11 protein-coding genes are annotated in these 13788 nt (G+C 74.2%); 5 read left to right on the forward strand and 6 right to left on the reverse strand.

Annotated elements, in window-relative coordinates; all coding sequences use genetic code 11:
* Positions 1-88 precede the first annotated feature (88 nt).
* Positions 89-577 carry an ATP-binding protein gene (locus tag AC3ERT_RS19035; RefSeq protein ID WP_335978566.1) on the reverse strand — a complete coding sequence of 163 codons (489 nt, stop codon included), beginning with the start codon at positions 575-577 and terminating at the stop codon, positions 89-91.
* Positions 578-911: 334 nt separating this feature from the next.
* Here AC3ERT_RS19035 and AC3ERT_RS19040 point away from each other — a divergent pair, with 334 nt between their 5' ends.
* Entirely contained in the window at positions 912-1679 is a 768-nt protein-coding gene (locus AC3ERT_RS19040; RefSeq protein ID WP_435137265.1) for an enoyl-CoA hydratase/isomerase family protein, read from the forward strand.
* Positions 1680-1892: 213 nt separating this feature from the next.
* Here AC3ERT_RS19040 and AC3ERT_RS19045 read toward each other — a convergent pair whose 3' ends face one another.
* Positions 1893-2780, reverse strand: coding sequence for a DMT family transporter (locus tag AC3ERT_RS19045; RefSeq protein WP_335978569.1), 888 nt, complete (start codon positions 2778-2780; stop codon positions 1893-1895).
* Between the two features lie 106 nt (positions 2781-2886).
* Entirely contained in the window at positions 2887-3702 is an 816-nt protein-coding gene (locus tag AC3ERT_RS19050; protein ID WP_435137261.1) for a TrmB family transcriptional regulator, read from the reverse strand.
* A 392-nt stretch (positions 3703-4094) separates the two neighbouring features.
* On the opposite strand from AC3ERT_RS19050, the gene AC3ERT_RS19055 reads away from it, so the two are divergent.
* Complete coding sequence (locus AC3ERT_RS19055) at positions 4095-6143, forward strand: putative Ig domain-containing protein (protein WP_435175573.1); 2049 nt, start codon at positions 4095-4097, stop codon at positions 6141-6143.
* A gap of 114 nt (positions 6144-6257) precedes the next feature.
* Here AC3ERT_RS19055 and AC3ERT_RS19060 read toward each other — a convergent pair whose 3' ends face one another.
* Positions 6258-7205: an AraC family transcriptional regulator gene (locus AC3ERT_RS19060; protein WP_435175575.1), complete on the reverse strand. Its 948-nt coding sequence runs from the start codon at positions 7203-7205 to the stop codon at positions 6258-6260.
* A 107-nt stretch (positions 7206-7312) separates the two neighbouring features.
* On the opposite strand from AC3ERT_RS19060, the gene AC3ERT_RS19065 reads away from it, so the two are divergent.
* Positions 7313-8461 (forward strand): aldo/keto reductase, encoded by a 1149-nt coding sequence (locus tag AC3ERT_RS19065; RefSeq protein ID WP_435175577.1) that lies wholly within the window; start codon positions 7313-7315, stop codon positions 8459-8461.
* A 49-nt stretch (positions 8462-8510) separates the two neighbouring features.
* Here the strand turns inward: AC3ERT_RS19065 and AC3ERT_RS19070 are convergent, their stop codons facing one another.
* Entirely contained in the window at positions 8511-10148 is a 1638-nt protein-coding gene (locus AC3ERT_RS19070; protein WP_335978576.1) for an ABC-F family ATP-binding cassette domain-containing protein, read from the reverse strand.
* Positions 10149-10161: 13 nt separating this feature from the next.
* A complete protein-coding gene (locus tag AC3ERT_RS19075; RefSeq protein WP_435175579.1) occupies positions 10162-10920 on the reverse strand; it encodes an HAD family hydrolase in 759 nt (252 codons plus the stop codon).
* 436 nt (positions 10921-11356) lie between these two features.
* On the opposite strand from AC3ERT_RS19075, the gene AC3ERT_RS19080 reads away from it, so the two are divergent.
* The gene (locus AC3ERT_RS19080; RefSeq protein WP_435175581.1) at positions 11357-12166 is read left to right on the forward strand and encodes a TIGR03084 family metal-binding protein; all 810 of its coding nucleotides are present in this window, start codon (positions 11357-11359) and stop codon (positions 12164-12166) included.
* Positions 12163-13758, forward strand: a complete 1596-nt coding sequence (locus AC3ERT_RS19085) for an acyl-CoA carboxylase subunit beta (RefSeq protein WP_435175583.1) — start codon at positions 12163-12165, stop codon at positions 13756-13758. The genes AC3ERT_RS19080 and AC3ERT_RS19085 overlap by 4 nt, the downstream gene beginning before the upstream one ends.
* The last annotated feature ends 30 nt before the right edge of the window (positions 13759-13788 follow it).

Consider the following 13788-nt stretch of genomic DNA (forward strand, 5'->3'; position numbering starts at 1 on the left):
GGAGGGGCGCGGCTGGGATTCCCCGGCCGCGCCCTTGCCGTACCGTTCCTGCACCGCCCGGCCTGCGGCCCTGCGGCTGCCGTGGCGGTCAGTACCGGGGCGCGCGCAGCGGGAGCGCGGCCCAGACCACCTTCCCGCCGGTCGGCGTCTTGGCGATGTCGCAGGAGCCGCCCGCCTCGTCGGTGATCGTCTTGACCAGCACCAGGCCGCGCCCGCCGGTGCGCCCGTGGTCGGCCTCCAGCGCCTTCGGCCGGTACGGGTGGTTGTCCTCCACCGCGATCCTGATCCACTCCGGCCCCACCGCGAGCTCCACCGCGAACTCCGCGGAGAGCACCGCGGCGTGCTTGACCGCGTTGGTGACCAGCTCGGAGACGATCAGCAGCAGGCCGAAGAGCATGTCGTCGTCGATGGGGACGCCCTGTTCCCGCACCAGCGCGCGTACGCCGTGCCGCACCTCCGGCACCGAGGCGTCGACCGTGGGGGCGGTGAACCGCCAGACCCCCTCGTACGGCCGGGGCACCGGCACCGGAGCAGGGATCGGGGCCTGACCGAGCGGGACACTCCCGCGGACCTCCATGACCGCACCCACCATCGCTTTCGCGTGACCTCGTCCGACAGGGCCTGCCGACATGCCCGCCGCGCGCGCCGGGGAAAACGGGCGCACCGGGGGGACCGGGAGAATCGACCTCACCCGTCGAGTGTCCGCGCCCTTGCGACCCGCACATGCGGGAGACCGCAAATCCGCGACTTTGCGCGTTTCCCGACCGGGTCGGACCGGCGGGGATCGCCGGGGGCGCCCCTTCCGACCGCCGGGTGCGTGGTTGGGGCGGTCGAGGCCGGGGCGACACGCGTGGTTAGGATCGACCGGCTGCACCTGGTCGGTGCATGTGCACCGATCGAAGGAGCGAATGATGTCCCGGTTCGGCCCCGGCCTGCTGGTGAGCACCGAGGACGGCGTCGCCACCGTCGCGATCAGCAACCCCGCCCGGCGCAACGCCATGACGCTCGGCATGTGGCTGGCGCTGCCCCGGGTGCTGGCCGGGCTCGCCGCCGACCCCGGCGTACGGGTGCTGGTGCTCACCGGCGAGGGCGAGGCGTTCAGCGCGGGCGCCGACATCGGCGAGCTGACCGACGCCGAGGGGCGGCAGGCGGTGCAGGAGGCCGCGCTCACCGCCGAGGAGGCCCTCGCCGCCTTCCCGAAGCCCACGGTGGCCGCGGTCCGCGGCTTCTGCGTCGGCGGCGGCTGCCAGCTGGCGGTCGCCTGCGACCTGCGGTTCGCCGCGCGGGGGGCGCGCTTCGGGGTGACGCCGGCCCGGCTCGGCATCGTCTACGCCGCCTCCTCCACCCGGCGCCTGGTCGCCGTCGCCGGTCCCGCCACCGCGAAGTACCTGCTGTTCTCCGCCGAGCTGATCGACGACGAGCGGGCGCTGCGCACCGGCCTGGTCGACGAGGTGCTGCCCGACGCCGACCACCTCGACGCCCGCGTCCGCGCCTTCGCCGCCACCCTGACCACCCGCTCCCGGCTCACCCAGACCGCGGCCAAGGAGTTCGCCGCCGGCCCGCCCACCCCCGAACGCGCCGCCTACTGGGCCCACCAGGCCGCCACCACCCCCGACACCGACGAGGGCGCCACCGCCTTCCTCACCGGCCGCACCCCCACCTTCACCTGGACCCCCTGACCGAACGGCACCCCAGGGGCGCGTGGCGCAAACCACAACGCACCCCCCAGCCAACCGCCCACCGCCAGGGCCACCCCAGGGGCGCGGGGAACTGCGCGCCCAGCCGACACCACCGGTGAGCCCGAATACCGGCCCGAGCCCCGTACGGCGCGACCGCGCCACCAACCGGCCCGCCGCCGGAAACCCGGCGCGCGGGGGCGGGCGGGCGGCCCGCTACGCGACCCGCGTTGCGCCTCGGCGCTCGCGTCGCTGCGGCCCCTGCGGCATCGCCGGGTGCCGCCCGAGCAGCAGCACCCCGACGACCACCGCCGCCAGCCCGGCCGCCTGGAAGGCGAGCGCCAGCGGCGTGACCCGGATCTGGTCCCCGAGGAACCCGATCCCGCACGCGATCCCGGCCAGCGGCTGCGCCGCGGTGAGCGCGGGCAGCGACATCCGCAGCGGCGCCGCCTCGAACGCGGACTGGACCAGCAGTATCCCGGTGATCCCGATGACGAGCACACCGTAGGGCTGCCAGCTCACCAGGAGCTGCGCGACCCCGTCGTCCTCCGCGATGGACCCGCAGATCCGGGTGAGCGCGTCCTGCAACCCGTAGATCAGCCCGGCGGCGAGCGCGAGGAAGGTGGCCTCCGAGGACGGCTGCAACCCCTTGGCGTAGAGGGTGACCAGCACCGCCAGCCCGGCCACGATCCCGAAGACCAGCCAGTGCCGCAGCGCGCTCGCGACGTGCCCGCCGCCGTGCGGCTGCCCGGCGACGATGAAGGCGGTCACCCCGAGGGCGAGCAGCGCCACCCCGCCCCAGCCGCTCCACCCCAGGGGCTGCCGGGTCAGCCAGCGCGACAGCGCCATCGCGAAGAGCAGGTTGGTCGCGGTGAGCGGCTCGACGAGCGAGACCTCGCCATGGGTGAGCGCGACGGCGCTGAGCACCTGCCCGGCGACCATGAAGCCGACGCCCATCAGCCAGTCGGGCATCCGGATCAGGTCGAGCAGCAGCCGGAAGGTCAGGATGTCCGACCGCGGGGCACGGGCGGCCGCGCGCTGCTGCAACACGAATCCCAGACCCAGGCAGCAGGCGGCACCCACGCCCAGCAGGAACACGGCCACGCCGTCACTGTAGCTCCCGGACCTGGGCGCGTCCGGCGTTGGCGCCCGGCCGCCGGGTGCGTGGCGCCGCGCGGGGCGGTCGGGCGGGGCGGTCGGACGGGGTCGGTCAGTCCGGGTCGGTCGCCGCGGACCGCGCGCTCTCCCACACCGTGAGAAAGGCCATCCGCAGGCACGCGGCGAGCGCGGGGTGCTCGATGTAGAGCGCGGTGGTCGCGTCGGTGCCGGCCACCGGGTCGGGCATGTCGCACAGCACCAGCGACGCGTCGGCCACCACCAGCTTCAGCGGCAGCTCGGCCGCGAACCGGCTCTCCTCGCCCGCGGCGCCGAACCTCCGCACGTTCTCCAGCACTTCGCGGTCGTCCAGCGCTTCGTTGGTGTAGATCGCCCGGACCGTGCCGCCGGAGCGGCGCATCCGCCGTACGACCTTGATGCCGGTGGCGTTGGTCGGGGAGGAGACGAACGGCGGCTTGCAGAAGCTCAGCAGCTCGTGCCGGGCCTGCGCCTGGATGTCGGCGAACGCCTCCGCGATGGACTTCGGGTCGCGCAGGATCTCCACGTAGTCCATCGGCACCGTCTGGGTGCGCCCCTCGGTCCACACCGGCAGCAGCGCTGAGGTGAGCGCGGAGGACATCCGGTCCAGCCGTTCCAGCGTCTCGCGCTGGTGGGCCATCAGCCGGGCGACGGCGAGTTCGGGCGCGACCGCGGAGAAGGTGGCGACCCGGCCGGGCCTGGTGGTCGCCAGCCGCCGCCTGACCAGCGCGTCGAGCACGTCGTAGACCCGCTGCCGGGGCACGTCGGCCTCGCGGGCGACCTCCGCGGCGGTGTAGGACTCGCGGCGGACCAGGGCGAGGTAGACGCGGGCCTCGTAGCGCGCCAGCCCCAGCGCGACCAGGTCGCCGACCGGTCCGTCCTCCGTCTCCATGGGTCCCGACCGTATACGCCAAAGATCGTCCCGCGGAAGCGATCCGGTGGCTCCGGGTGCCGGTCCCGTGGCACCCCGGGGTCAAGTCAAGAGCAATCCTTTACCAACACCCGGTAGTTCCTTGACGATAGTCCTCACTACCTTCATCTGGTCACCACTCAACGGGGTGTCAGTGAACGCGAGTTGACACATGCTCCATGTGTTCCACGAGTTCTACACGCGTCACTCGCCCCACCCAGGGCCCTCGGGCCGCCGGAGTTCCACGCACCCCCCGCACCTCCGCCCCACCAGTGAACGTGCGCCACGTTGAAGTCGAGGCGACGCCGCGGCGTTCGTTGTCATGCTCTTGACATATCCGCCCTGGCCGCCCTCGTCCGCCCGATACACCCCCCATGGAGGGCAGTTCCTTGCAGCTCAGTACCGGCCCGTTCAGACGGGCCTTCCGGCGCACGGCCGTCGCGGCCCTCGCCGCGGGCGCGCTCGTGACCGGCGGCATGTACGCCGCCACCGCCGCCACCGCGGCGCCCGCCACCACCACGGCCGCCGCCGCGAACAGCAACGGCACCGCCGCCACCGGCCCCTCCGCGGGCAAGGACGTCCAGCACCTGTGCGCGTCGCCGGCCGACGGCCAGATGTCGTGCATGGGGCTGGCCCGTACCGACGTCGCGCACCACCTCGGCATCACGCCGAACGCCACCCCGTCCGGCTACGGCCCCACCGACCTGGCCAGCGCCTACGCGCTGCCGAGCGGCGGCTCCGGCCAGACCGTGGCGATCGTCGACGCCTACGACGACCCCAACGCCGAGGCGGACCTCGCCACCTACCGCTCGCAGTACGGGCTGGCGTCGTGCACCACGGCCAACGGCTGCTTCAAGAAGGTCAACCAGAGCGGCAGCACCACCTCGCTGCCGACCGCCGACTCCGGCTGGGCCGGCGAGATTTCGCTCGACCTCGACATGGTCAGCGCGGTCTGCCCGCAGTGCAACATCCTGCTCGTCGAGGCGACCAGCGCGAGCATGACCAACCTGGGCACCGCCGTGAACACCGCGGTGTCGCTGGGCGCGAAGTACGTCTCCAACAGCTACGGCGGCAGCGAGTCCTCCTCGGACACGTCGTACGACACCTCGTACTTCAACCACCCCGGCGTCGCGATCACCGTCAGCTCCGGTGACGAGGGCTACGGCGCGGAGTACCCGGCGGCGTCGAAGTACGTCACCGCCGTCGGCGGCACCGCGCTCAGCCGCGCCAGCGGCACCACCCGCGGCTGGAGCGAGACGGTCTGGAACACCTCCAGCAGCGAGGGCACCGGCTCCGGCTGCTCGTCCTACGACGCCAAGCCCACCTGGCAGACCGACACCGGCTGCTCCAAGCGCACCATCGCCGACGTCTCCGCGGTCGCCGACCCGGCCACCGGCCTGGCCGTCTACGACTCCTACGGCGCCAGCGGCTGGCAGGTCTACGGCGGCACCAGCGCCTCGTCGCCGATCATCGCCTCGGTCTACGCGCTGGCCGGCACCCCGGCCTCCGGCACCACCCCGGCGTCCTACCCCTACGCCCACACCAGCTCGCTCAACGACGTGACCAGCGGCTCCAACGGCAGCTGCAGCGGCAGCTACCTGTGCACCGCGGGCACCGGCTACGACGGCCCGACCGGCCTCGGCACGCCCAAGGGCACGGCCGCCTTCACCAACGGCACCTCCACCGGCGGCAACACCGTGACGGTCACCAACCCGGGCAGCCAGAGCACCAAGACCGGCACCGCGGTGAGCCTCCAGATCAGCGGCAGCGACTCCGCCTCCGGCCAGACCCTCAGCTACAGCGCGTCCGGCCTGCCGGCCGGCCTGTCGATCAGCTCCTCCGGCCTGATCTCGGGCACCCCGACCACCGCGGGCACCTCGTCCGTGACGGTCACCGCCACCGACGGCACCGGCGCCACCGGCTCGACCTCCTTCACCTGGACGGTCAGCACCTCCGGCGGCGGCACCGGCTGCACCGCCACGCAGCTCCTGACCAACCCGGGCTTCGAGTCCGGTGCCACCGGGTGGACCGCGTCCTCCGGCGTCATCGACAGCAGCTCCGACGCCCCGGCGCACAGCGGCTCGTACAAGGCGTGGTTCGACGGCTACGGCTCCACCCACACCGACACGCTCTCCCAGTCGGTGACCATCCCGTCGACCTGCACCAGCGCGAGCCTGAGCTTCTACGTCTACATCAGCACCGACGAGAGCGGCTCGACCGCCTACGACAAGTTCACCGTCGCGGCCGGTTCCACCACCCTCGCCACGTACTCCAACGTCAACGCCTCCAGCGGCTACGTGCTGAAGACGATCGACGTGTCCTCGCAGATCGGCAAGACCTTCACGCTGAAGTTCACCGGCGCCGAGGACTCCTCGCTCGCCACGTCCTTCCTGCTGGACGACACGGCGGTCAACGTCAGCTGACCGTCTGAACCCACCGCGGTCCGCCGCACCGTAGACCACGTGGTCCGGGTCGCCTGCGAGGCGACCCGGACCACGTGACCATGTCCGGGGCCGTCCGGGGCCGTCCGGTGCCCGTCAGGTGCCGGTGCGGGGCGGGACGGGCGCGGCCATGCGGGCGCGCAGCCGGACCGCGTCACGCGCGGGCGGCAGGCCGTAGCGGCGGCGGTACTCGCGGCTGAACTGGGTGGCGCTGGCGTAGCCGACCGCCTCGGCGACCATGGCCGCGGTGGCGTCGCCGGACACCAGACGGCGGCGGGCCTCCTGGAGCCGCAGGTCCTTCTGGAAGCGCAGCGGCCCCATGCCGGTGGCCGCCTTGAAGTGCCGGTGCAGCGTGGCGGGGCTCATGTGCGCGACGGCGGCGACCGCCTCCACGGTGAGCGGTTCGCGGAAGTGCGCGCTGATCCACGCGGCAGCCGCGCGCACCCTGGCGGCGGCGGTGCCGGCCGTGGCCAGCCGGCGCAGCATCGGGCCGAGCGGGCTGCCGAGCAGCCGGTAGAGGATCTCCGCCTCGACCCTGGGGGCGAGCGCGCGGATGTCGCCGGGGGTGTCCAGCAGTCGCACCCAGCGGGTGACCGCGTCCACGACCTGCGGGGTCATCGGCGCGGAGACCTGCCCCTCGAAGGCGGCGGGCACCGGCGGGGGCGGCGGCCCGCCGGCGCCGTCCAGTTCCAGCAGCAGGTCCGCGAGCACGCCGCCGTCCAGCCGCATCACCGCGGCGCGGTACGGGAGGCGTTCGAAGACGACCGTGGCCGGCAGCACCAGGGCGTTGAGGAACATCTCGCCGCGCCGGGTGCGCCAGCTGCGCTCGCCGGCGGCGGAGTGCTTGGCGCCTTCGGCGATGAAGCAGATCATCGGCTCGTAGAGCAGGTCCGCCGGGGGTACGGGCTCGTCGAGGGCGACGAGGGTCAGGCGCGGCACCTGCGTGTCGCCCCCGCTGCCGACGCCGTCCGGACTGCCGCCACTGCCTGCGCTGCCGTAGCCGCATGCGCTGTGGCGGGCGATCGCCGCCGCGAGTTGGTCCATGCCGGGCTCCTGCGCCGTCGTACGAGCGCCCCTGCTTGAGAGGATCAGGCAAGAATATGCGATCAGTGCCCCATGCGGCGCAGCGGGTGTCTTCCTAGCGTGGAGGTATGGCACACAGCGACAAGGCCGGCACGGGCGACGTGCGCGGCCAGGACCAGATGAACGGCACGGGCAACCCGGCGGGCTCCCCCGGCTCCCCCGGCTCCCCCGGCAACTCCGACAGCTCCGACAGCTCCGGCAGCTCCGGCAGCTCCGGCAGCGGACGGCTGCCTCAGCGCCGGCTCGGCACGCAGGGCCTTCAGGTCGGCGCGATCGGGCTCGGCACCATGGGCATGACGATGGCGTACGGCCCGGGCGGCGACGAGGCGGACGGCGCCGCGACCATCCGCCGGGCGTGGGAGCTCGGCGTCACCCTCTTCGACACCGCCGAGCTGTACAACACCGGCGACGGCTCCAACGAGCGCCTGCTCGGCGACGCGGTGCGGGACTTCCGCGACGAGGTGGTGCTCGCCACCAAGTTCGGCTTCGACCTCAGCGACCCGCAGCGGTACGGCACCGCGCTGGACAGCCGGCCCGAGCACATCCGCGAGGTCGCCGAGAACAGCCTGCGCCACCTCGGCACGGACCGCATCGACGTGCTCTACCAGCACCGGGTCGACCCGGACGTCCCCATCGAGGACGTGGCCGGCACGGTCGGCGAGCTGATCGCCGAAGGCAAGGTGCGCTTCCTCGGGCTCAGCGAGGCGGGCCCGGAGACCATCCGGCGCGCGCACGCGGAGCACCCGGTGTCGGTCCTCCAGACGGAGTACTCGCTCTTCGAGCGGGCCGTGGAGGCCGACGTACTGCCGGTGGTGCGCGAGCTGGGCATCGGCTTCGTGCCGTACTCGCCGCTGGGCCGCGGGTTCCTCACCAGCGCGTGGAAGCCGGCCGCGGACTACCCGGCGGACGACATGCGCAGCTGGGACGACCGCTGGCAGCCGGGCAACTACGAGCGCAACGCGGCCGCGGTCCGGGCGCTGGGCGCCCTCGCGGAGCGCAAGGGCGCCACGGTGACGCAACTCGCGCTGGCCTGGCTGCTGGCGCAGGGCCCGGACATCGTGCCGATCCCGGGCACCCGCAGCCCGCGCCGGGTGGCGGAGAACACCGCGGCGGCCGCGGTCGAGCTGACCGCGGCCGACCTGGCCGAGATCCGGCAGATCCTGCCGCACGGCGCGGCCGGTTCGCGCTACCCCGCGGCGGTGATGCCGAGTTGGTGACCCGCCCCGGTCTCCGCCCGCCGCTTGCGTCCGGTCGGCGGGCCGGGGGTCAGGCCTCCGTGACGCGGCCGCCGTCGACCTCGATCCGGCGGGTGGTGTGCACCGCCTCCAGCATGCGGCGGTCGTGGGTGACGAGCAGGAGCGTGCCCTCGTAGGAAGCGAGCGCGGACTCCAACTGCTCGATCGCGGGCAGGTCGAGGTGGTTGGTGGGCTCGTCGAGGACCAGGAGGTTCACGCCGCGGGCCTGGAGCAGGGCGAGGGCGGCGCGGGTGCGCTCGCCCGGGGAGAGCGTGGCGGCCGGGCGCAGCACGTGCGCGGCCTTGAGGCCGAACTTGGCGAGCAGGGTGCGGATCTCGGCGGGCTCGAGGTCGGGCGCGGGCACCCGGAAGGCGTCGAGCAGGGTGGCGTCGCCGCGGAAGAGCCCGCGGGCCTGGTCGATCTCGCCGACCACCACGCCCGGGCCGAGCGAGGCGTGGCCCTCGTCCAGCGGGAGCCGCCCGAGGAGGGCGGCGAGCAGGGTGGACTTGCCCGCGCCGTTGGCGCCGGTGATCGCCACCCGGTCCGCCCAGTCGATCTGGAGGTCGACCGGCCCGAAGGTGAAGTCGCCGCGCCGGACCCGGGCCTGCCGCAGGGTGGCGACCACGGCGCCGGAACGGGGCGCGGCGGCGATCTCCATCCGCAGCTCCCACTCCTTGCGGGGCTCCTCCACGACCTCCAGCCGCTCGATCATCCGGTCGGTCTGGCGGGCCTTGGCGGCCTGCTTCTCGCTGCCCTCGGTGCGCGCCTTGCGGGCGATCTTGTCGTTGTCGGGCTGCTTGCGGACGGCGTTGCGCAGGCCCTTGTCCATCCAGCCGCGCTGCATCCGGGCCCGGGCCTCCAGGCCCGCCTTCGTGTCGGCGTACTCGTCGTACTCCTCGCGGGCGTGGCGGCGGGCGGTCTCCCGCTCCTCCAGGTAGGCCGCGTAGCCGCCGCCGTAACTGGCCACCTGCTGCTGGGCGAGGTCGAGTTCGACGACGCGGTTGACGGTGCGGGCCAGGAACTCGCGGTCGTGGCTGACCAGGACGGTGCCGGCGCGCAGGCCGGTGACGAACTTCTCCAGGCGTTCCAGGCCGGCCAGGTCCAGGTCGTTGGTGGGCTCGTCGAGGAGGAAGACGTCGTAGCGGCTGAGCAGGAGCGAGGCGAGCCCGGCGCGGGCGGCCTGGCCGCCGGACAGCGCCCGCATCTGCGTGTCGAGGTCCACCCCGAGGCCGAGGGAGCCCGCGGCCTCCTCGGCCCGCTCGTCCAGGTCGGCGCCGCCGAGGTCCAGCCAGCGGTCCAGGCTCTCGGCGTAGGCGTCGTCGGCGCCGGGCGCCTCGTCCACCAGCGCCTGGGTGGCGGCATCCAGCGCGGCCTGCGCGGCCGCGACGCCGGTACGGCGGGCCAGGAACGCCCGTACGGTCTCGCCCTCCCTGCGGTCGGGTTCCTGCGGCAGGTACCCGATGTTCGCGGTGGCGGGCGAGCGCCGCACCGAGCCCTCCTCGGGGGTGCCGAGTCCGGCGAGCAGCCGCAGCAGCGTGGACTTGCCGGCGCCGTTGGCCCCCACCAGCCCCACCACGTCGCCTCCGGCGACCACCAGGTCGAGGCCGCTGAACAGTGCCCGGTCGCCGTGCCCGGCCGCGAGGTTCTTCGCTACAAGTGTCGCGCTCATCAGACCGCGGACTCTACCCGCTCCCCCGCCCCCGGATCGCGCCCTTTTCGCCCCTGCGGGGGTGCGGGTCGGCCGGCGCAGCGAGCGCGGCCAGCGCCGCCGGCAGGGCGTGCAGGGTGCGCAGGACGTGGACGCCGGAGGCGGGCCCGGCGGCGCCCGGCCGCTGCTCGCCGCGGCACAGCCAGTACGACCGCAGGCCCGCGTCGCGCGCGCCCAGCGCGTCCGCGGTGTAGTCGTCGCCGACGTACGCGACCTGCCCGGGCGGCAGGCCCAGGGCGGCGCAGGCGGCGTGGAAGATCCCGGCCGCGGGCTTGGCGGCGCCGTACTCGTCACAGCAGACGAACGCCCCGCGCAGGTAGGGCAGCAGGCCGACCGCGGCGAGCTTGTGGCGCTGGCCCTCGGCGCCCGCGTTCGAGACCACCCCGAGCCGGTAGTCCGCGGCGAGCCGCCGCAGCACCGGTTCGGCGTCCGCGAAGGCCGCCCCGGCCAGGTCCCGCCGCACCGCGTACCGGCCGAACCACGCCGAAGCCTCCTCGTCGGACAGCCCCGGCCGCCCCAGGAACCGCCGCACCCGCGCCCGCTGCTGCTCGGCGAACCCCACTTCCCCGGCCAGGAACCGCCCGTACTCCTCGGCCATCAGCTCCCGCCACCGCACCAGCGCCTCCCCCGCCGACCCCACCCCCGCCACCGGCTCCGCCCCGAGATGCGCCCGGAGCCCGGCGGCCTCGGCCTCCGCGTAGTCGAACAACGTCCCGTCCACATCGAACAGCACCCCCCGCACCCCCACGACCGCCCCTCCCCGGCCCCGTCCGCTGTCGGCGCCTGCCGCTGAGGGTGTCATGGCTCCTTCCGGATCTCCCGCAGACGCCGGCCAAGCGCGTGGCGTGCGCCCTGGACGCTGGAGGACGGGGCGCTGGAAGACGGGGACACCACTGCGACTGTGCCCGCCTCAGCCGATCTTGTAGTCGGCATGCGGGACCGCGCGCTGCCAAGCCGCGGCGAAGGCCTCCGCGCACAGCTGCACCGCTGTCCTGCTCCCGTTCGCCCGGCCGCCACACAGCCTTGCGCGAACTTGCACGGGGTGCGCGCGGCATCCCGCGGTCCGGGTCGAAAAACATGCATGCGTGCTTGAATGTTTTATGCGGGGCTGGCACGCTCGGGGGAGCTGTCACATGTCCGGTCCGGGGCGGGGTCTGCGAGGGGTGGCCGTGGTCGAAGTGCGGGCGGTACAGGCCGTGTTGGAGGACCTGCGGGCGGAGGGCGAGGCGCTGGACGCGCTGGTCGCGCCGCTCGGGGCGGAGGGGTGGGCGGCGGGGACGCCTGCTGCCGGGTGGACGGTGGCGCACCAGGTCGCGCACCTGGCGTGGACGGACGGGCGGGCGCTGCTTGCGGTGCGGGACCCGGACGGGTTCACCGCGGAACTCGGCGGCGACCTCGCGGAGTTGGCCGCGTCGGTGGACAAGGGCGCGGCGGCGGGCGCGGCCGAGCCGTACGCGCGGTTGCTGGCGCGCTGGCGGGCGGGCCGGGACGCGCTGCTGGAGGCGCTGGGCGCGGCGCCGCCGGGAGCGCGCTTTCCCTGGTACGGGCCGCCGATGAGCACCGCGTCGGTGGCGACGGGCCGGCTGATGGAGACCTGGGCGCACGGCGAGGACGTCGCCGACACGTTCGGGGTGCGGCGGGCGCCGACCGCGCGGCTGCGGCATGTGGCGCGGATCGCGGTGCGCGCGCGGGACTACGCCTTCGCGGTGCACGGGATGGCGCCGCCGGCGGAGGAGTTCCGGGTCGAACTGGCCGCGCCGGACGGCGGGTTGTGGACGTACGGGCCGCCGGACGCGGCGCAGCGGGTGACCGGCCCCGCCCTGGACTTCTGCCTGCTGGCGGTCCGGCGGCGGCACCGCGACGACACGGCGGTGCGCGCGCAGGGCCCGGACGCGGACCGGTGGCTGTCGGTGGCGCAGGCGTTCGCGGGGCCGCCCGGCGCGGGGCGGGCGCCGGCGGCGGACGGCGGTGCGGCATGAACGCGGTACGGGGCGCCGTGCAGGGCGCGGAGTACGACGAGCGGCGCGCGGCGATGCTGGAGCGGCTGGCGGAGGTCGAGGCCGCCCACCAGGAGGCGCTGGCCGGGGGCGGCCCGAAGTACGTCGAACGGCACCGGCGCCGTGGCAAGTTGACCGCGCGCGAGCGGATCGAGCTGCTGCTCGACCCGGACACGCCGTTCCTGGAGCTGTCGCCGCTGGCCGGCTGGGGCAGCGACTACACCACCGGCGCGTCGCTGGTGACCGGGATCGGCGTGGTCGAGGGCGTGGAGTGCCTGGTGAGCGCCAACGACCCGACCGTACGCGGCGGTTCGAGCAACCCGTGGACGCTGCGCAAGGCGCTGCGGGCCGACGAGATCGCGCTCGCCAACCGGCTCCCGCTGATCAGCCTGGTGGAGTCCGGCGGCGCGGACCTGCCCAGCCAGAAGGAGATCTTCATCCCCGGCGGCGCCCTCTTCCGCGACCTGACCCGGCTGTCGGCGGCCGGCATCCCCACCGTCGCGGTGGTGTTCGGCAACTCCACGGCCGGCGGGGCATACGTCCCGGGCATGTCCGACCACGTGATCATGGTCAAGGAGCGCGCGAAGGTGTTCCTCGGCGGGCCGCCGCTGGTGAAGATGGCGACCGGCGAGGAGAGCGACGACGAGTCGCTGGGCGGCGCCGACATGCACGCGCGGGTCTCCGGCCTCGCCGACTACTTCGCGTTGGACGAGCCGGACGCGCTGCGCACCGCCCGCCGGGTGGTCGCCCGCCTCAACTGGCGCAAGCAGGGCCCCGATCCGCAACCGGACCCGTGCCCGCCGCTGTTCGACGAGGAGGAGCTGCTCGGCATCGTGCCGGGCGACCTGCGCACCCCGTTCGACCCGCGCGAGGTGATCGCCCGGGTGGTGGACGGCTCGGACTTCGACGAGTTCAAGCCGCTGTACGGGCCGAGCCTGGCGACCGGTTGGGCGCGGGTGCACGGCTACCCGGTCGGCATCCTCGCCAACGCCCAGGGCGTGCTGTTCAGCGCGGAGTCCCAGAAGGCCGCGCAGTTCATCCAGTTGGCCAACCAGCGGGACATCCCGCTGCTGTTCCTGCACAACACCACCGGCTACATGGTCGGCCGCGCGTACGAGGAGGGCGGCATCATCAAGCACGGCGCGATGATGATCAACGCCGTCTCGAACTCCCGGGTGCCGCACATCTCGGTGCTGATGGGCGCGAGTTACGGCGCCGGCCACTACGGCATGTGCGGCCGCGCCTACGACCCGCGCTTCCTCTTCTCCTGGCCCAGCGCGAAGTCCGCGGTGATGGGGCCCGCGCAGCTCGCCGGGGTGCTGTCGATCGTCGCCCGCCAGTCCGCCGCCGCGAAGGGCCGGCCGTACGACGAGGAGGCCGACGCGGCGCTGCGGGCCATGGTCGAGCAGCAGATCGAGGCCGAGTCGCTGCCGATGTTCCTGTCCGGGCGGCTGTACGACGACGGCGTGATCGACCCGCGGGACACCCGCACCGTGCTGGCCCTGTGCCTGTCCGCCATCCACAACGCCCCGGTCGAGGGCGCGCGGGGCGGCTTCGGCGTCTTCCGGATGTGAGAGGTGAGCGATGTCGAAGGTGCTCAACGG

The sequence above is a fragment of the Actinacidiphila sp. bgisy145 genome (assembly GCF_057708125.1).